The organism is Streptomyces sp. NPDC056734, from assembly GCF_042790455.1.
Lineage (GTDB): Bacteria > Actinomycetota > Actinomycetes > Streptomycetales > Streptomycetaceae > Streptomyces.
This window is the reverse complement of sequence record NZ_JBHTZD010000005.1, coordinates 52,357-75,734: the sequence shown is the minus strand read 5'-3', so window position 1 is coordinate 75,734 and position 23,378 is coordinate 52,357. Positions and strand designations below refer to the sequence as shown.

Annotated in this window: 19 protein-coding genes and 2 pseudogenes; 16 read left to right on the top strand and 5 right to left on the bottom strand. The window is 67.9% G+C overall.

Translation table 11 applies throughout. From position 1 onward, the window contains the following. Positions 1-505 precede the first annotated feature (505 nt). The 3 genes from ACFRFC_RS08790 (at position 506) to ACFRFC_RS08780 (ending at position 9,625) form a co-directional block, all read left to right on the top strand. Positions 506-8,173 carry an RHS repeat-associated core domain-containing protein gene (locus ACFRFC_RS08790; protein WP_383112598.1) on the top strand — a complete coding sequence of 2,556 codons (7,668 nt, stop codon included), beginning with the start codon at positions 506-508 and terminating at the stop codon, positions 8,171-8,173. Positions 8,174-8,578: 405 nt separating this feature from the next. Continuing rightward, the gene (locus ACFRFC_RS08785; protein ID WP_383112597.1) at positions 8,579-8,890 is read left to right on the top strand and encodes a hypothetical protein; all 312 of its coding nucleotides are present in this window, start codon (positions 8,579-8,581) and stop codon (positions 8,888-8,890) included. Positions 8,891-9,022: 132 nt separating this feature from the next. After that, positions 9,023-9,625, top strand: coding sequence for a hypothetical protein (locus ACFRFC_RS08780; protein ID WP_382689690.1), 603 nt, complete (start codon positions 9,023-9,025; stop codon positions 9,623-9,625). Positions 9,626-9,679: 54 nt separating this feature from the next. On the opposite strand, the gene ACFRFC_RS08775 is transcribed toward ACFRFC_RS08780, so the two are convergent. From ACFRFC_RS08775 to ACFRFC_RS08765, 3 genes are all read right to left on the bottom strand, one after another. Then, positions 9,680-9,817, bottom strand: a complete 138-nt coding sequence (locus tag ACFRFC_RS08775; protein WP_382689688.1) for a hypothetical protein — start codon at positions 9,815-9,817, stop codon at positions 9,680-9,682. Between the two features lie 154 nt (positions 9,818-9,971). Next, positions 9,972-10,106: a DUF397 domain-containing protein gene (locus tag ACFRFC_RS08770; RefSeq protein WP_382689686.1), complete on the bottom strand. Its 135-nt coding sequence runs from the start codon at positions 10,104-10,106 to the stop codon at positions 9,972-9,974. A 25-nt stretch (positions 10,107-10,131) separates the two neighbouring features. Then, positions 10,132-11,022 (bottom strand): Scr1 family TA system antitoxin-like transcriptional regulator, encoded by an 891-nt coding sequence (locus ACFRFC_RS08765; RefSeq protein ID WP_382689685.1) that lies wholly within the window; start codon positions 11,020-11,022, stop codon positions 10,132-10,134. A 137-nt stretch (positions 11,023-11,159) separates the two neighbouring features. Here ACFRFC_RS08765 and ACFRFC_RS08760 point away from each other — a divergent pair, with 137 nt between their 5' ends. The 12 genes and pseudogenes from ACFRFC_RS08760 to galK all read left to right on the top strand — a co-directional run bounded on the left by ACFRFC_RS08760 (position 11,160) and on the right by galK (position 21,250). Next, positions 11,160-11,621 (top strand): hypothetical protein, encoded by a 462-nt coding sequence (locus ACFRFC_RS08760; RefSeq protein WP_382689684.1) that lies wholly within the window; start codon positions 11,160-11,162, stop codon positions 11,619-11,621. Positions 11,622-12,271: 650 nt separating this feature from the next. Beyond that, positions 12,272-12,853, top strand: coding sequence for an ATP-binding protein (locus tag ACFRFC_RS08755; protein WP_382689682.1), 582 nt, complete (start codon positions 12,272-12,274; stop codon positions 12,851-12,853). Between the two features lie 205 nt (positions 12,854-13,058). After that, positions 13,059-13,394 carry a hypothetical protein gene (locus ACFRFC_RS08750; RefSeq protein ID WP_382689875.1) on the top strand — a complete coding sequence of 112 codons (336 nt, stop codon included), beginning with the start codon at positions 13,059-13,061 and terminating at the stop codon, positions 13,392-13,394. Next, positions 13,304-13,768 (top strand): annotated as a pseudogene (locus tag ACFRFC_RS08745) (polymorphic toxin-type HINT domain-containing protein); the annotation flags it as partial. The gene ACFRFC_RS08750 and the pseudogene ACFRFC_RS08745, both read left to right, overlap by 91 nt. 315 nt (positions 13,769-14,083) lie before the next feature. Beyond that, positions 14,084-14,626 (top strand): SUKH-3 domain-containing protein, encoded by a 543-nt coding sequence (locus tag ACFRFC_RS08740; RefSeq protein WP_382689680.1) that lies wholly within the window; start codon positions 14,084-14,086, stop codon positions 14,624-14,626. A 148-nt stretch (positions 14,627-14,774) separates the two neighbouring features. After that, positions 14,775-15,242: a hypothetical protein gene (locus ACFRFC_RS08735; RefSeq protein WP_382689678.1), complete on the top strand. Its 468-nt coding sequence runs from the start codon at positions 14,775-14,777 to the stop codon at positions 15,240-15,242. 301 nt (positions 15,243-15,543) lie between these two features. Next, on the top strand, positions 15,544-16,113 hold the full coding sequence (locus tag ACFRFC_RS08730) for a hypothetical protein (protein WP_382689676.1): 570 nt from the start codon (positions 15,544-15,546) through the stop codon (positions 16,111-16,113). A gap of 161 nt (positions 16,114-16,274) precedes the next feature. Continuing rightward, a complete protein-coding gene (locus ACFRFC_RS08725; RefSeq protein WP_382689674.1) occupies positions 16,275-16,883 on the top strand; it encodes a hypothetical protein in 609 nt (202 codons plus the stop codon). Positions 16,884-16,948: 65 nt separating this feature from the next. Continuing rightward, entirely contained in the window at positions 16,949-17,722 is a 774-nt protein-coding gene (locus ACFRFC_RS08720) for a hypothetical protein (RefSeq protein WP_382689672.1), read from the top strand. Positions 17,723-17,951: 229 nt separating this feature from the next. Next, positions 17,952-19,013: a galactose-1-phosphate uridylyltransferase gene (gene galT, locus ACFRFC_RS08715; RefSeq protein WP_382689670.1), complete on the top strand. Its 1,062-nt coding sequence runs from the start codon at positions 17,952-17,954 to the stop codon at positions 19,011-19,013. Further along, positions 19,010-19,975, top strand: a pseudogene (galE, locus tag ACFRFC_RS08710) (UDP-glucose 4-epimerase GalE); the annotation flags it as partial. The gene galT and the pseudogene galE, both read left to right, overlap by 4 nt. A gap of 69 nt (positions 19,976-20,044) precedes the next feature. Then, positions 20,045-21,250, top strand: coding sequence for a galactokinase (gene galK, locus ACFRFC_RS08705; protein WP_382689668.1), 1,206 nt, complete (start codon positions 20,045-20,047; stop codon positions 21,248-21,250). Between the two features lie 171 nt (positions 21,251-21,421). Here galK and ACFRFC_RS08700 read toward each other — a convergent pair whose 3' ends face one another. After that, positions 21,422-21,862, bottom strand: a complete 441-nt coding sequence (locus ACFRFC_RS08700) for a GNAT family N-acetyltransferase (protein WP_382689666.1) — start codon at positions 21,860-21,862, stop codon at positions 21,422-21,424. Between the two features lie 245 nt (positions 21,863-22,107). Between ACFRFC_RS08700 and ACFRFC_RS08695 the strand changes: the two genes are divergently transcribed. After that, positions 22,108-22,875 (top strand): LuxR C-terminal-related transcriptional regulator, encoded by a 768-nt coding sequence (locus tag ACFRFC_RS08695; protein ID WP_382689664.1) that lies wholly within the window; start codon positions 22,108-22,110, stop codon positions 22,873-22,875. On the opposite strand, the gene tamR is transcribed toward ACFRFC_RS08695, so the two are convergent. Next, positions 22,834-23,331, bottom strand: coding sequence for a MarR family transcriptional regulator TamR (gene tamR / locus ACFRFC_RS08690; protein WP_382689662.1), 498 nt, complete (start codon positions 23,329-23,331; stop codon positions 22,834-22,836). The two genes, ACFRFC_RS08695 and tamR, sit on opposite strands and share 42 nt — an antisense overlap. Positions 23,332-23,378 lie beyond the last annotated feature (47 nt).

Sequence of the window (23,378 nt, the reverse complement as noted above, 5' to 3'; positions counted from 1 at the left end):
TGAAGCTCCGGAAAGCCCGGAACTCTTCAGACTCTGTGTCGCTTTTCGGGCGTGCCAAAGGCGGCCAGGAAAGCGAGCACAGAGCATGGCTGATGGCGAGGAATTGCGCTACAGCCCCCTTTGTCTTTGCCGTTTCGTTACCTCGAATGTGGAGCGGCGGGTGCCGTTCGTCCCTCTTGGCGGGTGAGTCGAGCTGCCGCTTCGCTTCTCGGGGTGTTCCGCGCCAAATGCACACAGCACGAGCGCATTTGACGAAGGTGATCGCCTGTATTGAGTTGATCTTGGCGGAAAACAATTCATTCAGCAGCTTTTGATAAACCTGTGGGAATTCGCTCCGTGATCCATTTCACAACTGTTGACTTTGTGTGAACCAGTCGTTCAGCATTCGTGACCTCAAGGTGAAGGAACTGTGTCCGCGGGGGCTGCCGCTGTGTGGGGATCACTTTCTTGGAGCGGCAGACGGGAACGCGTCCTGACGCGGGCCGGCCGCCAGGCACGGATGAGGGTGCGTACCGGGGTGATCGGCGCGCTCGTGGTGGCGCTGGTGGCCGGTGTCGCACCCGTCGCGGCGGCGCTGCCGCCGTCGGACGACCGCAGCGGCGTCGACCTGGTCGACCTGCCCGTCACGGAGGCGGCGGAAGGCGAAACCGGCGGCGACCTGGCCGAGCTGACGACCAGTGAGGCCGAGCAGCCCGTCGAGTACGAGCCGACCCAGGTCACCGCCCCCGAGGGCGGCACCGTGGCGAAGGACCTCACGGGTCTGACCCCCGGCGAGCTGGTGCCGATCAGCAGCCTGGACGGCAGCACGGCCCTGCCCGTCGAGATCGGCGCCCCCACGGACGCCGACCCGGCCCAGGCCACCGCCCTGGAGGGGGAGTGGCAGGTCGCGCTGGCCGGTCAGGCCGAGCTGGCCACCACCGCCATCGAGGGCGTCGCCCTCACCGTCACCCCGCCCGCCACCGCCACCGGGGACGCGGTCATCGCCCTGGACTACACGGACTTCTCCGAGCTGTACGGCGCCAACTGGGCCGACCGCCTGTCGTTCGTGCAGTATCCGGCGTGCTTCCTGACCACGCCGGAGACGGCGGGCTGCGCGGAGCCGACCGACGTGGTGACCGACAACGTCGTCGAGCAGACCGGCACGGACACCGACGGCAAGCCGGTGTACGAGCGCAAGATCCTCGCGACCGTCGACTCCGAGGCCCTCGCCGCGGGCGGCACGACGGAGTCCATGGCGTCCACGGAGCCCGCAGCCTCCACGGCGTCCACGGAGCCCGCCGCCTCCACCGCCTCCGCCGACTCCACCACCTCAACCGACTCCACCGCCTCCGAGGGCACAGTCACCGACGCGCTCTACGACGGACCCGGCGACCCGGGCGGCGTCCACCTCGCGTCCCTCGCGCAGGCGGCCGCCGGCTCCGGCTCCTCCGTCCTGCTCGCCACCGACTCCGGGTCCGGCTCCAAGGGCGACTTCGGCGCGACCCCCCTGGTCAGCGCGGGCTCGTGGTCGGCGGGCGGCAACTCCGGCGCGTTCAGCTACGGCTATCCGCTCCAGATCCCGTCCGTCCCCGGCGGCCCCTCCCCGGCCGTGTCGTTCGACTACAACTCCCAGTCGGTGGACGGCCGTACCTCCGCCTCCAACAACCAGCCGTCCTGGGTCGGCGACGGCTGGGAGTACAACCCGGGCTCCATCACCCGCACCTACACCTCCTGCCAGGACGACCAGGAGGACGGCAACAACAGCACCAAGAAGACCAGCGACCTGTGCTGGGGCTCCTACAACGCGACGCTCACGCTGGGCGGGGCCACCACCGAACTGGTCCTGCCCGACAGTGCGACCTCCCCGTACGGCGACAAGTGGGTCACCGCCAACGGCGACGGCTCACGCGTCGAACTGCTGAGGTACACCGGCTTCGGCAACGGCGACGCCGACGGCGAGTACTGGCGGGTCACCACCCGGGACGGCACCCAGTACTGGTTCGGACGGCATCTGCTCCCCGGCTTCGGCACCGGCGACCCCACGACCAACTCCACCCTCACCGTCCCCGTCGCCGGCAACCAGGAGGGCGAACCCTGCTACCAGGCGGGCGACTTCGCGGGCTCCTTCTGCGCCCAGGCATGGCGCTGGAACCTGGACTACGTCGTCGACACCGACGGCAACGCCATGTCGCTGTACTGGACGAAGGAGAAGAACCACTACGCGCAGAACAACGGCTACGAGACCCCGGTCACCTACGACCGCGCGGGCTACCTCAGGCGCATCGAGTACGGCCTGACCAGTGCCGACATGTACGCGGCCCCGATCGCGCAGGTCACCTTCGACGTCGCCGAGCGCTGCTTCAAGGAGGGCGACCTCGCCTGCACGTCGGAGACCGACAGCGACGACAACTTCACCTCCGGCGAGTTCGCCAGGAACCGCATCTGGTACGACACCCCGGCCGACCTGTACTGCGCCGCGGGCAAGGAGTGCTACGTCCCCGTCCCCACCTTCTGGTCGCGCAAACGCCTGGCCCAGGTGACCACCTGGACCCAGCGCACCGAGGGCTCCACCGCCCTGTCGAGGACGGACAGCTGGACGCTCCAGCAGTCGCTCCCCGCCGACCTCACCGACGAGGGCACGGCCCTGTGGCTGGAGTCGATCACCCGCACCGGATACGCCGTGGACGGCGAGCCCCAGACACTCAACCCGGTGCAGTTCCTCGCCAACAGCGTCTCGATGCCCAACCGCGTCAAACGCGGCGCCGACGACCCGAACCCGGCCTTCGACCGGCTCCGCGTCCAGCGGGTGGTGAGCGAGTACGGCGGCGAGACCCTCGTCACCTACGAGAACCCGACGGATGACTGCAAGGTCGACGGGGACTTCCCCGAACCGCACGAGAACACCGGTCTGTGCTACCCGGTGTACTGGCACGCGGACCCGGAGGTCGAGAAGATCGACTGGTTCTACAAGTACCGCGTCGCGTCCGTCCAGGAACTGCCCGCCCTCACCGGCGTCCCGCCCGTCACCACCTCGTACGAGTATCTCGGCGGAGCCGCCTGGGCACTGAACCAGGCGGAGTTCTCCAAGAAGACGACCCGCACCTACGACCAGTGGCGCGGCTACGCCAGAGTGCGCACGATCACCGGCGCGGACTCCTCCACCCCCTATATGTCCACCCAGCGGGGCATGACCGAACTCCGGTACTTCCGGGGCATGGACGGTGACCCGCTCCCCGGCGGCGGCTCCCGCTCGGTCACCGTCAGCGACAGCGCCGGCGATCCCATCGCCGTCGACCTCAAGCAGTACGCGGGCCGGGTCGCCGAGACGCTGACGTACGCGAAGTACAACGGTGAGCTGCTGACGCGCAGTGTCGACTACCCCAGGTCCGTCCTGCTGGCGACCCGCACCCGCGACCTGGGCATCCCGCCCCTGGAGGCCTACCGGGTCCTGGACAGCCAGAGCCTGACCTTCACCCGCTCCTCGGGCACGGGCGACGACACCCGCACCTGGCGCTCACTGAAGACCGTCTACACCTACGACAGCACCTACGGCCTGCCCACCCAGGTCGAGGACCAGGGCGACACGGGCCGCACGGGCGACGAGAACTGCACCGTCATGTCGTACGTCCACAACACGACCAAGCACCTGATCGGTCTGGCCACCCAGACCCTCACCACCGCCGGCACCTGCGCGCAGGCGGCGACCGCGACCGCCGCGGACTGGATCGACGGCTCCCGGATCGGCTACGACGGCGCCACGGCGTACAGCGCCACGGCCGTCCCAGCCTCCCCGAGCCCCACCATCACCTGGGCCATCACCGGCGCGGGCGGCGGCTGGGTGAAGGACGGCGAGATCGCCTACGACTCCTACGGCCGCACGACCTCCACCAAGGACGCCGAGGGCAACCCGTCCACCACCGTCTACCGCCCGGCGCAGGGCCAGGTCTACGAGATCGAGACCACCGACGCGCTCCAGCACAGCGAGGTCACCGAACTGGAGCCCGGGCGCGGGGTGGCGCTGTCCGAGCGCGACGCCAACGGCCGCACCACGACGTTCGCCTACGACGCGCTGGGCCGCTCCACCGAGGTGTGGGCAGCGACCCGGCCGACCACGCAGTCCCCGTCGGCGAGGTTCAGCTACAGCACCACCATCGGCCAGCCCGTCTCGATCACCACCGAGGCGCTCACCGCCGAGGGCGGCTACGAGGCGTCCGTCGTCATCTACGACGGCCTGGGCCGTGAACGCCAGCGCCAGGAACCGGCGGTCGGCGGCGGCCGGCTGATCACCGACACCCTGTACAGCGCCGACGGCACCATCCGGCAGACCAACAACGCCTACTTCGCCGAGGGCGCCCCGACGACCGAGCCGTTCGACCTGAAGTCGGACTACCAGGTCCCCAACGCCACCCTCTACTCGTACGATGGCGTGGGCCGCACCCTGGCGGAGACCCCGTACCTCAACGGCCAGGAGGTACCCGCCAAGGCGACCCGCTACGAGTACGGGTACGACAACTCCACGGTGATCCCGCCGCAGGGCGCCCCCGCCCAGCGCACCTGGTCCGACGCGCTCGGCCGCACGGTACGCGTCGACACCTACACCGACGCCCTGCGCTCCGCGTACCGCGCGACGACGTACACCTTCGACGCGCGCGGCGACCAGGTGGCGGCCGAGGACTCCGAGGGCACCCGCTGGACCTGGACGTACGACGCCCGCGGCCGGGAGACCGCGGCGGTGGACCCGGACGCCGGCACCACCACCACGGCCTACGACGTCATGGACCGGCCCACCCTGGTCACGACCGAGAACGCGGCCGTCCACACGGAGTACGACGTCCTGGGCCGCCCCACCGAGCAGCGCGAGGGCTCCGCCACCGGGACCCTGCTGACGAAGACGGTGTACGACACCCTGATCGGCGGGGCCGGCCTCCCCACCTCGCAGACCCGCTACACCGACGGCCAGGCGTACACCACCGCGGTCACCGGCTACACCGCCGACTACCAGCCGACCGGCCAGAAGATCACCATCCCCGAGTCGGTCGCGATGGCGTACCACCTCCAGCCCGAGTACACCTACGGCTTCGAGTACTCGGACATGGGGCAGCTGGAGGCGGTCAACCTTCCGGCGGTCGGCACCCTCCCGGCCGAGAAGCTCGCCATCCGCTACAACGAGGACGGCCTGCCCGTCTCCACGTCCGGCCTGGCCTGGTACACCTCCCAGACCTCGTACTCCCCCTACGGCCAGGTGCTGCGCACGGTCAGCGGGGAGAACCCCAATCGGGTGTGGACGACCAACCTGTTCGACGAGGCCACGGGTGAACTGACCCAGAGCATCGTCGACCGCCAGTCGACCAGTGACACCACCGGCGTCACGGGCAACCGTGTCAACTCCCGTGGCTACGCCTACGACCCGGCGGGCAACATCACCTCGATCGCGGACACGTCCAACTCGGTGACCGATCGCCAGTGCTTCACCTACGACGGCCTGGGACAGCTGACCCAGGCATGGACGGCACCGGCCTCGTGCGTCGCCGCCGGCCAGACCCTGGCCGCCCCGAAGTACGCCAACGGCACGACCAATGTGACCGCCGCCAACAGCGGTTACTGGCAGAGCTATACGTACGACGCGCTGGGCAACCGCGAGCAGCTGATCGAGCACGACCCGGGGCTGAACACCGCCAAGGACGCGACGACGGAGTACCTGTACGGCAACGCGGACGGCAGCCAGCCGCACACGCTGACCGGCACGTCTTCGACCTACACCGCCGACTCGGGCGCCCAGGTGACCGAGGCGACCTCGCTGACGTACGACGACGCGGGCAACACCGAGACCCGCACGGCCGATGGCTCCGAGCAGGCGCTGACCTGGACCTGGGACGGCCAGGTCGAGTCGGTCACCGGCTTCGGTGAGAACGGCTCCGGCGCCTGGCTGGGCCTGGCGAACAAGTGCCTGGACCTGGCGTCGTCGCTGACGACCCCCGGCACCCCGCTCCAGCTGTACACCTGCAACGGCTCCAAGGCACAGAAACTGCGGATCGACCCGGCCTCCGCCGCGACTCCCTCGACAGGCGCGCTGAAGATCCTCGGCAAGTGCGCGGTGCCCAAGAACGGTGCCACGGCGAATGGCACCCCGGTGGTGATCGCCGACTGCACGGGCGCGGCGGGCCAGCAGTGGACGTCACTGCCCACGGGCAACAAGCTCAAGCACGTCGCCTCCGGCAAGTGCCTCGACGTACCGGGCGCCAACTCCACCGACAGCACGGACCTTCAGCTGTACACCTGCGACGCGGCCGGACAGGCCCAGTCATGGGTGCCGGACAAGGCGACGACGTACATCTACGGCGGTGACGGCAGCCGCCTGATGTCGGTCTCGGCGACCGAACGCACCCTGTACCTCGGCGAGTCGACGATCTCGGTGAACGCGGCCGGCGGCGCCGCCTACACCGAGCGCTACTACTCCCAGCCGGGCGCCCCGACGGTCATGCGGCACGCGCAGGGCACGGCGGCGGCGGAAGTGTCGGCCCAGATCACCGACCAGAACGGCACGGCGTACATCAATGTCGCGCTGGCCACCGGCAACAGGGTCAAATTCTCCAAGACCGACCCCTTCGGAGTGGAGCGTACGGAGTCGTCGTCCTGGCGCTCGCACGAGGGCTACATCGGCGGCACGGAGGACGCGGGCGCGGGCCTGGTCCATCTGGGCGCCCGCCTCTACGACCCGACGACCGGGCGCTTCCTGTCCCCCGACCCGGTCCTGGACCTGGCGGACCCGGTGCAGATGAACGGGTACGTGTACTGCGAGAACAACCCGGTCACCTTCGCCGACCCGACGGGGCTGATGTCCCGTGCGGACGGCGGCGGGGGCGGTGGCACCAGCGGCCCGACAACCTATGACGAGGCATGGGCCCAGGGCCAGCTGAACATGACCATCGGGGACGTCATCCTCTCGAACGGCTGGGGCATCCTCAAGGGACTCATCGGCTGGGACGACGTGGAGGGCTGCTTCTCCCGGGGTGACCTGTGGTCGTGCGGAAGCCTGCTGGTCAGCGCGCTGCCCTGGGGGGCCATCTTCAAGATCGGGGCCGTGGTGAAGGCCCTGGACCGTATCGCGGGCGCGATCCAGGCGTGGATGAAGGCCAAGGAGAAGGCCCGCAAGATCATCGAATTGGCCCAGAAGGCCCGCGAGGCGGCCCGCAAGGCGAAGGAGGCCAAACGCCTGGCGGCCGAACGGGCGGCCCAGCTGAAGAAGAAGGCCCAGGAAGCCGCGACCCGCGCGGCCAAGAAGGCGGCCGAGAAAACCGGCAACGCGGTACAGAAGACAAAGAAGGCCGAGGCGAAGAAGGCAGCGCCCGAGCCCCAGCAGGAGAAGGGCAAGCCCACAAAGCCGTCCGGCGAGGGCACCGAAACCTGCGACCCCGCCAACAGCTTCGTCCCCGGCACCCAGGTCCTCATGGCCGACGGCACCACCAAGCCGATCGAACAGGTGAGAAACGGCGACCAGGTCCAGGCCACCGACCCGGAATCCGGCGAAACGGCCGCGGAAACGGTCATCGCCGAGATCCAGGGCGAGGGCGCCAAGAACCTGGTAAAGCTCACGATCGCGGTGACCGACACCCAGACGTCAGAGATCACAGCCACGGACGGCCACCCGTTCTGGGTCCCGGAACTGGGCGAGTGGATCGACGCCACCGACCTGACCTCAGGCGACTGGCTGCGCACCAGTGCCGGCACGTATGTCCAGATCACGGCGGTGGAACGGTGGACGGCCACCGATGCGACGGTTCATAACCTGACCGTCAGTGATCTGCATACGTACTATGTGGTGGCTGGGGTTACGCCGGTCCTGGTCCACAACTGCAATGTCGTCTCTATTTATAGGACGCCGAAGGTTGACGACATGGCGCATGAGTTGGAGAGTGGCCCCAACCCGGCCTCGCATCAAGATGGCGATGCTTCGGTCTACTTCGGAGAGAAGAGCGTGGCGAAGGAGTATCAGAATCGCGGCTCCTTTGCAAACGGGTCGATTCGCTACGAAATGCATGAGGACTTCCTTAAGGAGTTCTCGGACACTGCATTCCGATATGACCGCAAGGGGCCTGGAGGTTCCGTGAGGATTGAGTTCGTGATCCCGATAGGGCGGCTCGATCGATTCAACCAACTCACGTTGCGCAGAGTGTGGGAGCCTGGGAATGGGTGACGGTGTGGTGCGGGTTGACGAAGAGCTGGAAGTAGTCGTGGATGCGACTACGCTGTGGGGGGTCAAAGTGACCACCCGGACTGGAGTGGAGGGGTTCATCGAGAACCTTAAGATTCCGTCTTGGCTTGCTCGGGGGGAACTTCCAGTGAGCGGCACATCTCTGCTCGTTGTGGTTCTTGATGACGTCCGCAGCCCGTTTAGAGGCAGCTTGCTCGATGACGACATTGAACTGGCTCGCAACATGCGCAGGCGAGCATGAGCTATGGGTGGCGTGAATCGGCAACCACGCGAATATTTTCGGCAGTCGATGGATGGGAGTCGCTCAAGGGGCAGGCGTCGAATTGGGAGGCCCCGGAGGGGTTGCGGAGTCCGACTGGTTCGGTTGCGATCAATCTTGCTCTTCGGATGATGGGCAGCAACATGATCGGCAACGACGTAATTGAGGTTGTCGCGGAGTTCGTCTCAGTCAAAGCGGGCATCGAGTTGTGGATGGGGCGTCATGATCCCCCTCTGGCGCTTAGTCGGCAGTTTTCCGTAGGTCGGGCCAGTTCAGAGGCGGTGCGAATCGCTTATGAATCCTGGGTCGATTATGAAAAGGCATACCACTCGGCAGGTGGAAGAGTTTCACAGATCGACAAGGAGAGGGATGCGCTCATCCTCGCCGTGCGTGAGGCCGCTGCCATCCTCGTTCGGGCAAAGGCTGGCGGCCTCGCATGACTGGACAAGTAGTCCCGGCCGTGAGTGTTTCTGTGACTTGAAGCCCAAGGGAGGGGGATAGGGCGCATGGGGCGTGCGGGACGGTCCGGGCTCATAGCGGTACTTGGTGTGGTGCTGGCGGGTTGCACTGGAGTGAGCGGGGGTGGAGGTGGCGAGCTGCTCAAGCCGGCTCCGCAAGGGAGTGCCACCGCGCAGGCCGGAGACCTGGGGGAACTGTCGCTGGCCTCCCGTGAGGTGGACGGATTCGCTGTCTCCCACGCCGACGGCCTGCGCGAGGTGCAGGTCGCGCAGGATGCCTGTGCGCCCCTGGGCCGGGCCCTGTCCGGCGTCGTGGTGGGCGAGCCGGTGTCCACGGAGGTCCGGGAGGCCGTCGGTGAGGGGGCGGCGGTGACCGTCGTGCTTGCTGAATACGCCGACGGGCAGGCCGAGTCCGTGATGGACGTCCTCGCCGGGTCCGCCGGCGAGTGCGCGGACGGGTTCACCGCGACCGTGGACGATGAGGCGCGGGACTTCGAAGCGGTGGTCCCCGAACTCGCGCCCGAGGGTGCCGATCAGGCGATGGCGCTGGGTGCGTTGTTCGAGCGGGACGGGGTGAAGGCGTCCGTCAAGGTGGTCGTTCTTCGGAAGGGGAACACCGTCGCCTACCTCAGTGCCGTGCCTGATGGTCGTGGCGTCTCGGGTGACTTCGTCGTACCGGCCGCCGTCGTGAACGCTCAACTGGCCAAGCTGGCCTGACGTTTCCGACGGCACGACCAATGTGACCGGGGCCAGCAGCGGTTATTGGCGGAGCTACACGTACGACGCGCTGGGCGACCGCGAGCAGTTGGTCGAGCACGACCCGGGGCTGAACACCGCCAAGGACGCGACGACGGAGTACTCGTACGGCAGCCAGCCGCACACCCTGACCGGCACGTCCTCGACGTACACGGCGGACTCGGGGGATGCCCCGGGGCCTGATGGTTCGCTGACGCGCCGTAGCGGGTCCCCGCAACAGCGCGCCACCGTTCCTGCCGCCGGTATGTGCCAGCGCCCCCGCTCCATGGTGGGAGCGGGGGCGCGTGAGTCCTGCGCGGCTGGTGGGTCAGGCGTCGAACTGACCCCCTTGGACATCGGTGATGAGCGCGAGCCAAGCGGGACCGGTGAACTTGAGCCGTGGCCCGTTGAGTTCCTTGCTGTCTCGGACGTATACGACGGGCGGAGCTTCGGCTATCTCCACGCACGCTCCGTTGTCGCCGCTGTAACTACTCTTGTGCCAGTGCAACTCGGCCATTGCTCGCCGCCTGCCCTTCGATTTCTTGGATGATCTCGTTGATGAATCCACGGGTATCAGCGGGGGTCAGCGCGGTGGCTTGCAGATGCGCGCAGGTGTCGCGGAAGGTCTGGAGGTCGGCGGGTTCTTCCAGGAAGAGATCGCCCCCGAGCGTTTCGAGGTAGACGACGGGCGCTGCTGCTTCTCCGAAGGAGAGGACGGCGAACGACCCCATCATGGAGGCGTGCGCGCCGACGCCGAACGGGATCACTTGGATCGTCGTGTTCGGTTCGTCGCCGGCTGTGAGCAGGTGGGCCAACTGATCACGGCGAACGGCCGGGCCTCCCACGTCGTAACGCAGCGCGGCCTCTCCGATCACGGCCCACAGCGGAGCCCCACGTTCGGAGAAGGCGGCTTGCCTTCCCATGCGCGCCGTCACGCGCGCCTCGATCAGCTCAGGAGTCGATCCCGGCAGGCTGCTTGCGTGGGCGCGCGAATAGGGCTCGGTCTGCAGGAGGCCGGGAACGAGGGACGGCTCCCAAGAGTGGATCGAAAGTGCTCCCGATTCGAGGTCGATGTACTCGCCGTACCGGTCGGGGATGCGGCCACGTAGCGGGCGCATCCAGGCGGGGTCCTGAGGCCGCACGGCGAGAGCCTTGAGTTCTGCGGCTTCCTCGGGGGATGCGCCGAACTTCTCGATGATGCTGAGCACGTTGCTCTTGTGCGGGTTGGTCTTGCCGCCCTCCATGGCGATCCAGGTGCCCCGGTTGACGCCGATCACCTCGGCAGCCTCTCCCTGGGTCAACCCTGCGCGCTTGCGGAGGCGCTCAACGATCTTCCCGAGCCGCCGTAGCCGGACGGTTCGAGACGCGGATGTCGACATGGGTCCAGCGTAGCCCCCTGTCGTATATTCAACAGTCGAGTTTCCAACTGTTGCGTTTTCTCTCTCGGTGGTGCAGGCTCGTAGTTGCCCGACCACGGAGCGTCCCCTCGGACGCATCCCAACTTAGGAGGGTGGGCATGGACGCCGTGCAACAGGGCCTGTACGCCCCCGGATTAGGTGATCAGTGGGAGTACCCCGGCATGCGCCAGGGGCAGGCGCGGCAGATGCCCGCGGCCGTCCCGGAGCAGCCGGTACGCCCCGAGGAGTTCGGGCAGCAGCTCAGGGACATGGAAGCCCTGGGCGCGCGGTTCCCGTTCTGGTTCCACTGGTTTCGCGAACGCCGCTGGTATGCGATGCGGTGGACCGAGGAGCGGGGCGCCGAGCGGATCGAGGGAGGCAGCGCGGCAGAGATCGCCGCGCGGCTCGGCGGGGGCAAGCCCGCGCCGCCCGAGCAGGTGAACCCGTTGGCCACCGTGCCTTGCCCCGTGCTCCCGGCAGTCGAGCAGTCCGGGGAGCGCGCGAGCCCGCAGGTGGGCCAGCCGTGGCCGCCCCAGGCCGGAACCCAGCATCCACCCCGAGATCAACTCTCTCGTCTTTGACGAGGGGCGGAACGTGGTGGGCCGGGCGGTGGCGATCGATTGTCACGTGACCCTGCGCCCGGAGGACGGGGGACGCGAGTGGGACGCGCAGCGGGAGAAGTTGCGGCCCGTGATCATGGCAACCTTTTTGGGGTCTCGGCTTCAGGCCGTGACTCACGTGACCGGATCGCATCGCGCGGTGACCCATCCGGAGATCGTGACGCTTGAACCGGCGCGCGATCCGGGTACCTGACGGGACCCGATGAAAGGCGCGGCACGCCGGGTTTGGGGCGTGCCGAGGCCGCAGAGCGCGCGGCGGTGCGGATGTCCGCCCCGGCCCATCCCTTCCCCCCACGGGGGCCAGGCGTGGTTTTCCCGCGCCACCGCGCTTGTCCAAACCCCTATGGCGACCGTTTTCGGGTCAGGGTCGCGATCCCGAGCGCGTGTGGTGCTCGGTCGTCCGTGTCGAGATGAGGAGATCACGCCGCCGAAGTTCACGGGTCCCCCGATCCGGGGCTGACCTGTTCCTACCACTCTCCGATGTGGCCCTGAACGACTTGGGAGGACCGACCCTTGACCCTCGTGACATACGTCCTTGATCGTCTGCTGCCCGCCACCGGTCGCCGCAGACTGCTCCCGACCGGTTCGCGGCACGGGAAGGGGGGCGCGGCATGGAGCGTATGACGTACTGGTTCCGGTGCGCGGCTGAGCCCAAGGCGGTGCCGTTGGGGCGGCGGTTCGCCGCCCAGGCGCTGGACGACTGGGGGCTCGGGCACATGGCCGAGCCCGTGACCCTGATCGCCTCGGAGCTTGTGACCAATGCGGTACGGGCCACCGGCACCACGAACCCCGAGCCGGGGTATCGGGAGCGCGAGACGCTGCCGTTGATCGGGCTTCGGCTACGGGTGTCCGGCCCGACGGTGGCGGTCGAGGTCTGGGACAGCAGCCGGACGCAGCCCCGGATGCGGACCCCTGACCCGGATGACGAGGACGGGCGCGGGCTGCTTCTGGTGGCGGAGATGAGCGAGCGGTGGAAGTCCTACCACCACCCGTCAGGCGGCAAGGTGGTTTACGCCGTGGTGCCAGTCGTGCCGGTGCCCGTGGAGGGCGGCGGGGCGCAACCGGAGGCTTTGCCGGAGCGGGTCCGCAAGCCGCGCGGGGAACCGATGGATCGCCCCGAGGCCGCGCTATTCACCCGACTTGAGTCCCTGTTGGAACTCAGGTTCCGCCACCTGGTCGCCATCGGCACGTGACCGCACTCGCCGCCTCGGAGGACGGAAGCCTTCCGGGGCGGCCGGGGTTCGGCGCGGGTGGCTGGGTGGACGGCTGAGGGTTGCGGGGGAGGCTTCACGATTCGGGGGACTGGCAGCCTCTTTGCGTGGTGGTCGATCACCAGGGGGGTAGGTGGCGGGCCGGGTGGGGCCGCGAGCGCGAGGCATCGCCGACTCGGGTGCCCAGGTGACCGAGGTGACCTCGCTGGCGTACGACGACGCGGGCAATACGGAGACCCGCACGGCGGACGGTTCCGAGCAGGCGCTGACCTGGACCTGGGACGGCCAGGTCGAGTCGGTCACCGGCTTCGGTGAGAACGGCTCCGGCGCCTGGCTGGGCCTGGCGAACAAGTGCCTGGACCTGGCGTCGTCGCTGACGACCCCCGGCACCCCGCTCCAGCTGTACACCTGCCCACGAAGCCGTCCGGCGAGGGCACCGAAACCTGCGACCCCGCCAACAGCTTCGTCCCCGGCACCCAGGTCCTCATGGCCGACGGCACCACCAAGCCGATCGAACAGGTGAGAAACGGCGACCAGGTCCAGGCGACCGACCCACAAACCGGCGAAACCGCAACGGAAACGGTCACCGCCGAGATCCAGGGCGAGGGCGAGAAGAACCTGGTAAAGCTCACCATCGCGGTGACCGACACCCAGACGTCGGAAATCGCAGCCACGGACGGCCACCCGTTCTGGGTCCCGGAACTGGGCGAGTGGATCGACGCCACCGACCTGACCTCAGGCGACTGGCTGCGCACCAGTGCCGGCACGTATGTCCAGATCACGGCGGTGGAACGGTGGACGGCCACCGATGCGACGGTTCATAACCTGACCGTCAGTGATCGGCATACGTACTATGTGGTAGCTGGGGCTACGTCGGTCCTTGTCCACAAGTGCAATAACAATGATCCGTTGGCGGAGTACGCCGATGAGGTCTGCAACGAGCCGGGGGGGGAAGTTCGCCTCTGAGTACACGTCTCCGTCGGGCCAGACGTACTACGGACGCAATAAGCATGGGCAGCAAGCTGAGGGTGCCCTGGCGGAGGCTCTGGAACAGGTTGGCCACCATGGAGGTTGCGCCGAAGTTCACTGCCTCATTCAGGCTCGGCAGCAGAGGGGCCGAGGCTATAAGGGAGGTACGATGCGAACGGTGCAGTCGAGAAACTGCTCCATGCCGACTTCGAATACGGCTGGACATGGTGAACCGGGCAAACCATGTGGTCGCTGCGGGCGGTTGCTGAAGCATCTTGGTATTGGTTAGCCGTCATGATCAAATTTGATTCGTTGTGTCCTGACCTACTCCGGGCTCTTAGTTCCTCTGGCTGGCACTCCCAGAGGAAAGTGGATGTCAGGCCCTGGGTCGACTCCTTGCGGCAGGAAGGATACGCGCCGAACCCGATGGCTGAAGAAGTACTTGCCGCGTTGGGGGGTTTGGTTATTGAGCCGATAAACGAATCGGGCCCAAACTTCAGCAACGATGAGCCTTTTAATTTCGACCCAATTTCAGCTGGAGCCGGACAATGCGGCCTGGCGTTGGAGATTGAGGATGCCCTGGGTGGTCAGTACTTTCCGGTCGGTGAATGGCTCAGCTATTCGAGCGTATTCGTAGAGTCTGGTGGGAAGGTGGTTGCCGCTGGTCTCGGATGGATTTGGGGAATGGGTCCCATCTTCGAAGATGCTCTGGAGTTGGCAGTTTGTGCGGATCGCCCTCTTGTATGTCTTTACTCGGACCCAGGGCTAGATCCGTGGCCTCGATGAATTCTGAACACATTCCTGCGGAGAGCAGGATTGAGCATCTCGCGGATGAGGGTGGCGGAATCGACGCCTTCGCTCTCTGGGAGGATTCCATGAGTGCCATCAGCCGAGTTCGGATCCCTCCCGCCATGCTGATCCCCTAGGCGAATCGATGAAAATCTACGTGACGTCTCTCCAACAGTCGACCGTGGATCTCTGGTCGAGGCTACTGCCTGAATCGATGGCGATAGAGTTCGTCAATGAAAGTAGCCGATCAATTCGGGCTGACGTGCTTGTGATGTCTGGAGTTTGGGCATTCGACCGCTATGGTGGCAGGCCGAATAGAGAGGCAGTGCAGGTATTGTCTAATTCGAGAGGTGACGGCTTGCCGGAATGGATTGCCGTCCCGCCGTTTCGTCCGATCGTCAAACGGGATGGAGAATTCTCCATCAGGGAAGATTTCGAGCAGATCAGCCCTGCCTACTATGCAGTGCTCCAGTCTCTGAGGGCAGTGAGGGATGAATTCGGAGACTCGGCAAGTGTGGTACTGGATCTACCAATGCTCGGAATGGATGATCCGCACGACGAGTCGACCCCGGCATCGGTGATTCGGGCCATCGAGATATTTCTGAATGAATGAGAAGAAGTCTTATCGGGGGGGGCTTATCGAGTGTTCACAGCAACGCTGATGGTATGACGCCGGCGCAAATGTCGGCCATCCGCCAGGGTGAGATTGCCGCCGACAATATTCCGGGAACCCATGCAGAGTAGAATGCCCTGCTGTTTATCAATGAAATGGGCCGGACGTTAATCGAGGGAGGCGCGTCACGGAATGTATGCCTAGGGGTCTGTGCTTCACTGATCCGTGGGACAGGCGGTAGGATGATGGGCCAGGTTTACCCGGGTAGCGGTGTTACTAAAACTCGCCAGAGGAGCTTTGAGTGGTAGTCGATGAGGTCGTCGTGACGGCTCTCCGGGATCATTCGCATGCTCAGGTCGGTGTCTTCGTTGCGGGATGTGCGGAGCGAATGGCGCAGGTATTCACGGCTCTGCACAGTGATGACCAAAAGCGCGGCAGTGATATCGACACGGCGATCCTCCTGCTCGAAGACCTCTGGAATTTTGAATCACCGAAACAGAAATTCCAAGGCTACGTGGATTCTCTGTCAGAGTTCCCGGAGATTGCCGAGTCCTCTGATGGGGAAATCATCGATGTAGGAGAGATGTATTCTTTCTATGCGGTGCTTGGGCTGCGATATGCGGCGCTATATCACTCCAGTGGGGACGCTGAACTCGCACGGAAGTGTGCGCATGTCTGCCTTACCGCGATGGGGCAGCTCGATCAGAACGTTCCTATTGCTACCTTCTTTGCTCAAGAAGCCGAATGCCAGAAACGTGCGATCTCCTCGTATCCCCTGGGCGGGGTCGATGAGATTGCGCAACTGAGGAATGCTGATCGAGTCATTAGCCGAGAGAGGCTAGTGGTTCTTAGGAAGCGTTTGTCGCACTGAACGACGCAATGCTTATGAGCCCCCACCGAGACGTTTCGACGGGAAGCTCACGTGCGACGCGGCGTTCGGAGGCCCGGGTCTTGGTGGCGAAGGGAATCACGACGCATGAGGCGTTGGGGACGGCTCGGGTTGGTGGTGACCCTGGGCGTGGTGCTGGCGGGTTGCACTGGAGTGAGCGGAGGTGGCGGTGGCGAGCTGCTCAAGCCGCCCCGCAAGGGAGTGCCACCGCGCAGGCCGGAGACCTGGGGGAACTGTCGCTGGCCTCCCGCGAGGTGGACGGATTCGCCGTCTCCCACGCCGACGGCCTGCGCGAGGTACAGGTCGCGCAGGATGCCTGTGCGCCCCTGGCCCGGGCCCTGTCCGGCGTCGTGGTGGGGGAGGCGGCGTCCACGGAGGTCCGGGAGGCCGTCGGTGAGGGCTCGGCGGTGACGATCGCGCTCGCTGAGTATGCCGACGGGCAGGCCGAGTCCGTGATGGACGACCTCGCCGTATCCGCCGACGAGTGCGCGGCCGGCTTCACCGCGACCGTGGACGGTGTGGAGCGGAAGTTCGAGAAGGCCGCCCCGGAGATCGCCCCCGAAGGCGCGGATCAGGCCGTCGGGCTGGGTGCGGTGGTTGAGGAGGGCGAGGTGGAGACGCCCGTGAAGGCGATAGTCCTCCGGAAGGGGAACATCGTCGCCTACCTCAGCGCCGCGCCGGACGGTGGCGCCGCCGAGGGATTCTCCATACCCGCGGCCGTCATCAATGCCCAACTCGCCAAGTTGGCCTAATGAACAGAAACGGCTGATGATGTGTCAGTCGTCTGAACAAACAGAGAAAGCGAACCAAGCACAACGTGAACAGATCCGGCATACGCCACCCCCGTCTCCGTACCGCCGCCCCGGCCGTCACCGCCCTCCTCTCCCTCGCCCTCCTCACCGCCTGCGGTGGCGACACCGACACCGGCAGTGAGGGGGCCGGAGACGCGTCCGCGTCCGCCTCCGCCGTGAGCGACGTGAAGCCGCTGACCGCCGCCGAGTTGGACACGGCGTCCCTCACGAAGACGGACCTGACCGGGTACGAGGTCGTCGAGGCACCCGAGTCGGACATCACGGCCGCGGAGGCCGTGGAGGTGAGCGGCGACCCGTGCCTGCCGGTCGGGCGGGCGGTGGCCGGGACGACCGTGGGGGAGGCCGACGCAGCCACCTATCGCCGGGTCACCGGAGGCGAAAGCGGCGGTGAGGGCCTCGAAGCGGACCTGACGAACATGAACACCGGCATGGCCACCCTCGCCTCCTACCCGAGCGCCGACGCCGCCGCCGAGGCGCTGAAGTCCCTCGGTGACGCCGTCACCGCGTGTGCGGACGGGTTCGAGTGGACCCTCGCCGGTGAGGAATACGCCGCGAGCAAGGTCACCGAGGACACCGCACCCGAGGGTGGCGAGGAGGCGGTGGCGTTCACCGTGCTCACCCCGGTCGAGGGTGTCGACGCGCCGTACAAGGTCGTCGTGTTCCGTGACGGCGCGACTCTCGCTCACCTCTCGCTGGTCAACCTGGGCGCCCTGGAGTCCGGCGAGGACTTCCCCTTCCCCGCCGACCTCGTCACCGCCCAGGCCGACAAGCTGGCCTGATCCCCCCCCCGGGACAGCCCGCCACGCCGCGAACCCCGACCCCGCAACCTCAGGCCCAGGTCGGCGGCCTCACTCCCCTCCGGAGTCCGGAGAGTGAGGCCGCCCCCTGGGCCTTCGCGATCCCGGCGTCCGTCAGCGTCATGGAATCTGGTGGGTTGTGTTTTGGTATGTTGACTTCTGTTGATGTGCTGGGGTGGTGGCGAAGAAGCAGAAGCAGGGGAGTCCCTACGTGAACAAGACCTCGACCCGGCTGGCCGACGGCCGTGAGCTGGTCTACTACGACCTGAGCGACGCCACCCCGCGCGACGCGACCGACCGCCGCCCGCTGGAACCGACCGTCACCTCCTCCGGCATCCGCCACGACCCGCTGCTCGGCGACACCGTGGCCATCGCCTCGCACCGCCAGAGCCGTACGTACCACCCGCCCGCCGACCAGTGCCCGCTCTGCCCGACCCGCGGCGACCGGCTCAGCGAGATCCCGGACTCCTCCTACGACGTGGCCGTCTTCGAGAACCGCTTCCCCTCCCTCGCCGGCGACTCCGGCCGCTGCGAGGTGGTCTGCTTCACCTCCGACCACGACACTTCCTTCGCCGAACTGAGCGAGAAGCAGGCCCGGCTCGTCCTCGACGCGTGGACCGACCGCACCACCGAGCTGTCCCGGCTGCCCGCCGTCCAGCAGGTGTTCTGCTTCGAGAACCGCGGCCCCGAGATCGGCGTCACCCTCCAGCACCCGCACGGCCAGATCTACGGCTACCCCTTCATCACCCCCCGCACCGCGTCCACGCTCCGCCGCCTCGCCGCGCACCGAGAGGCCGGCAGCGGCGAGAACCTCTTCGACGCCGTCCTGGACCGTGAACTCGCCGATGAACGGGTAGTCCTCACGGGTGAACACTGGGCCGCCTTCGTCCCGTACGCCGCGCACTGGCCGTACGAGGTCCACCTGTACCCCCGCCGCAGGGTCCCCGACCTGCCCGCCCTCGACGAGGCCGCCCGCACAGAGTTCCCCCACATCTATCTGGAACTCTTGAAACGCTTCGACCGGATCTTCGGACCCGGCGAGCCCCCGACGCCGTACATCGCGGCCTGGCACCAGGCCCCCTTCGGGCAGCTGGCGGACTTCGAGGGCGTCAGCCGTGACGACTTCGCGCTGCACCTGGAACTTTTCACCGTCCGCCGCACGTCCGGCAAGCTGAAGTACCTCGCGGGCTCCGAATCCGGTATGAGCGTGTTCATCAACGACGTGCCGCCGGAGCGCGCGGCCGAGCGACTGCGAGAGGTAGCGAGTTCATGAAGCACCTGAAGTACCTGGTGACGGGCGGGGCGGGGTACGTCGGGAGCGTGGTCGCCCAGCATCTGCTGGAGGCCGGCCACGAGGTGACCGTCCTCGACAACCTCTCCACCGGCTTCCGCGAGGGCGTCCCCGCGGGCGCCGCCTTCATCGAGGGCGACATCCGCGACGCCGCCAAATGGCTGGACGGCTCCTACGCCGCCGTGCTGCACTTCGCCGCGTTCTCCCAGGTCGGCGAGTCCGTCATCAAACCCGAGAAGTACTGGGACAACAACGTCGGCGGCACCATGGCCCTGCTCACCGCGATGCGCGAGGCGGGCGTGCGCACCCTCGTCTTCTCCTCCACCGCCGCCACCTACGGCGAGCCCGAGCGGACCCCCATCCCCGAGTCCGCCCCCACCCGCCCCACCAACCCCTACGGCGCCTCCAAACTCGCCGTCGACCACATGATCACCGGCGAGGCCACCGCCCACGGCCTGGCCGCGGTCTCCCTGCGCTACTTCAACGTCGCGGGCGCCTACGGCACCTACGGCGAACGCCACGACCCCGAGTCGCACCTCATCCCCCTCGTCCTCCAGGTCGCCCAGGGCCGCCGCGACGCCATCTCCGTCTACGGCGACGACTACCCGACCCCGGACGGCACCTGCGTCCGCGACTACATCCATGTCGCCGACCTCGCCGACGCCCATCTCCTCGCCCTCACCGCCGCCCGCCCCGGCGAGCACCTCATCTGCAACCTCGGCAACGGCAACGGCTTCTCCGTCCGCGAGGTCGTCCGGACCGTCCGCCAGGTCACCGGCCACCCGATCCCCGAGGTGACGGCCCCGCGCCGGGCCGGCGACCCCGCCGTCCTGGTCGCCTCCGCCGACACCGCCCACGAGCGCCTGGGCTGGACCCCCACCCGCCCCGACCTCACCGGCATCGTCGAGGACGCCTGGCAGTTCGCCCAGCGGATCGCGGCGGAACGCCAGCTGCCCGCGGCAGCCGCGCGGGAGCACCGGACATCCGCAGAAATCACCGCCGAGGAGCGCTGAGTGTCCGCAGAGAACATCGCCGACGACTTCCGCGCCCTGTACGGCGCCGACCCGGATGGCGTCTGGGCCGCCCCCGGCCGCGTCAACCTCATCGGCGAACACACCGACTACAACGACGGCTTCGTGATGCCCTTCGCGCTGCCGCACACCACCCGCGCTGCCGTCTCCCGCCGCACCGACGGCCGACTGCGCCTGCACTCGGCGGACATCCCGGACACCGGCGTCATCGACCTGGACCTCGATGCCCTCGCCCCCGGCACCGACCGGGACTGGACGGCGTACCCCGCGGGCGTCGTCTGGGCGCTGCGCGAGGCCGGGCACCCGGTGACCGGCGCCGACATCCATCTCGCCTCGACGGTCCCCACCGGCGCGGGCCTGTCCTCGTCGGCGGCCCTGGAGGTCGTCGTCGCGCTGGCCCTGAGCGACCTGTACGGCCTGGACATCCCGCGCTGGCGACTGGCCCGCCTGTGCCAGCGCGCCGAGAACGTCTACGTCGGCGCCCCCACCGGCATCATGGACCAGACCGCGTCCGCCTGCTGCGAGGCCGGACACGCCCTGTTCCTCGACACCCGCGATCTGTCCGTCCGGCAGATCCCCTTCGACCTCGCCGCCGAGGGCCTGCGCCTGCTGGTCGTCGACACCCGCGTCAAACACGCCCACAGCGACGGCGAGTACGGCAGGCGCCGCGCGGGCTGCGAGAAGGGCGCGGCCCTGCTGGGCGTCGACGCCCTGCGGGACATCCCCTACGACGGCCTGGACGCCGCCCTCGCCCGCCTCGGCGACGAGGGCGACGCGGACGACGCGGACGACGCGGACGAGGTACGCCGTCTTGTCAGACACGTCGTCACCGAGGACCGGCGCGTGGAGCGGGTCGTGGCGCTGCTGGAGGCGGGCCGTACCCGCGAGATCGGCCCGGTCCTCACCGAGGGTCACGCCTCCCTGCGCGACGACTTCCGCATCTCCTGCCCGGAACTGGACACGGTCGTCGACTCCGCCCTCGCGGCCGGCGCCCTCGGCGCCCGGATGACCGGCGGCGGCTTCGGCGGCTCCGCGATCATCCTGGCCGAGGCGACCGACGTGCCCCCCATCACCAAGTCCGTGGAAACAGCGTTCACAACGGCCGGCTACACCCCACCAAGAACCTTCGAGGCAATCCCCTCAGCGGGAGCAAGAAACGAGGGGAAGGTCAACGCCCGTCGTCTTTAGGGTCTCCAGGGGCGCCGGGAGCATCGCGTGAGGCGCTGGCCCGAACGCCCGCCTTTTTTAGGGGCGCGGGGCTGTATTGATATGCGGCTCCGCCGCGTGGGCGCGACCAGCCACAACCCACCCGCACCCGCCCACAACAGAACCCCCCACCCCCGCCGTCAAACCCCCACGTCACCCCAACCGCTTAGTCAACGTGTACTCCGTGATCCCCGCCGGATAGTCGGGGATCACACACACCACGTCGTACCCCTGCTTCCGATAGAACCCCGGCGCCTGAAAGTCCCACGTCTCCAACCGCGCCGCCCCGCACCCCCGCACCCCCGCGACCCGCTCCGCCTCGGCGAGCAGCCCACCCCCCACCCCACCGCCCCGCACCCGCTCGTCCACCCACAGATGGGTGACATGCAGCCAGCCCCCCCACGTGTAACCGATCAGCCCGCCCGCCAGCGCCCCCGCCCGGTCCAGCGCCCACACCTCCAGAGGGACCTCGTTCTCGTGCGGGGTACCCCGCAGCGCGCGCAGCTCGCGCGACGCGGCCGTGTTCCCGGCCCGCAGCCGGGACCGCAACTGATCACGCCGGGACGCGTCGACTTCCGCAACAAGACGAAACATGCGGCACACGATAGGCGCGGCGGACGGCCAGTTCTGCAAATACGCTTCCGCCGCCCGCCACCGCCCGTACCCTGAGGAAACAGCGCCGGTGGGGGCCGGCGCGGATCAGGGGGCGAGACCGAAGTCGGGTACGACGCCCGATCGGGGGGTAGCAGTCTCTGCATGGCGGCGGCCACGCGGCTCTGACATCTCCTGGGGCGTCGTACCCGCGTAGGCGTCGTACTCCGGACCAGTGGGGGTTGTCAGTGGTTCGTATCCGTGTCCTGGTCGTCGACGACCACCGAATCTTCGCCGAGTCGCTCGCGGCGGCGCTCGCCGCCGAGCCCGATGTCGATGTGTCCGCGGCCGGCAGCGGCCCGGCGGCCCTGCGCAGCCTGGAGCGCGCGGCGGCCGAGGGCCGCCGTTACGACGTGCTGCTCGTGGACGCCGACCTCGGCACCGGCGTGCCCGGCGTGCGTCCGGCGGTGCCGGTGCAGGAGGTCGGTGAGGACGGCCTGGTCGACGGGATCTCGCTGGTCGTGGGCGTCCGCGCGACCCAGCCCGGCGTCCGGATCGTCGTCCTCGCCGAGAAGGACGACCCGCGGCGGGCGGCGCTCGCGCTCCAGGCCGGGGCGTCCGGCTGGGTCGCCAAGGACTGCTCGCTGTCCCGGCTGCTCACGGTGATACGGGGTGTGCTGCGGGACGAGACGCATCTGCCGCCGGCCCTGCTGACCGGGGTGCTGCGGGAGCTGACGGCCGCGCGCAAGCACCGCACCGAGAGCGAGCGGCTGGTGGAGTCGCTCACCCCGCGCGAGCGGGAGGTGCTGCGCTGCATGGTCGCCGGCCTGGGCCGCAAGGCCGTCGCCGAACGACTGTTCCTCTCCCCGCACACGGTCCGCACCCATATGCAGAACGTCCTGGGCAAGCTCGGCGTGCACTCCACGCTCGCCGCCGTGGCGCTGGCCCGCCGGGCCGGGGTGGGGCCGGCCGACCTAACCGGGGATGTTGTCGAACGGGGCGGTCAGCTGGCGTAGCAGCGCCGCGAGTTCCCCGCGCTGGGCGCGCGACAGCTCGGCGAGGATCGCCCGCTCCTGCTCCAGCAGCCCGGCCAGCGCCTGATCGGCGCGGTCCTGGCCCTCTTCGGTGAGCCGCACCAGCACGCCCCGCCGGTCGCTCGGGTCCGGCAGCCGCTCGACCAGCCCCTTCTTGGCGAGCCGGTCGATCCGGTTGGTCATCGTGCCGGACGTGACCAGCGTCTGGGTGAGCAACTGCCCCGGGGAGAGCTGATACGGGGTGCCCGCGCGGCGCAGCGCCGTGAGCACATCGAACTCCCACGGCTCCAGGCTGTGCTCGGCGAAGGCCAGCCGCCGCGCCCGGTCCAGATGCCGGGCGAGCCTGCTCACCCGGCTGAGTACTTCCAGCGGCTCCACGTCGAGGTCCGGGCGCTCCCGGCGCCACGCTGCGACCAGCCGATCGACCTCGTCCTCCATGACGATCAGTGTAGTGGTTGTGTCGACATGAAGTCTCTTGACGTCAA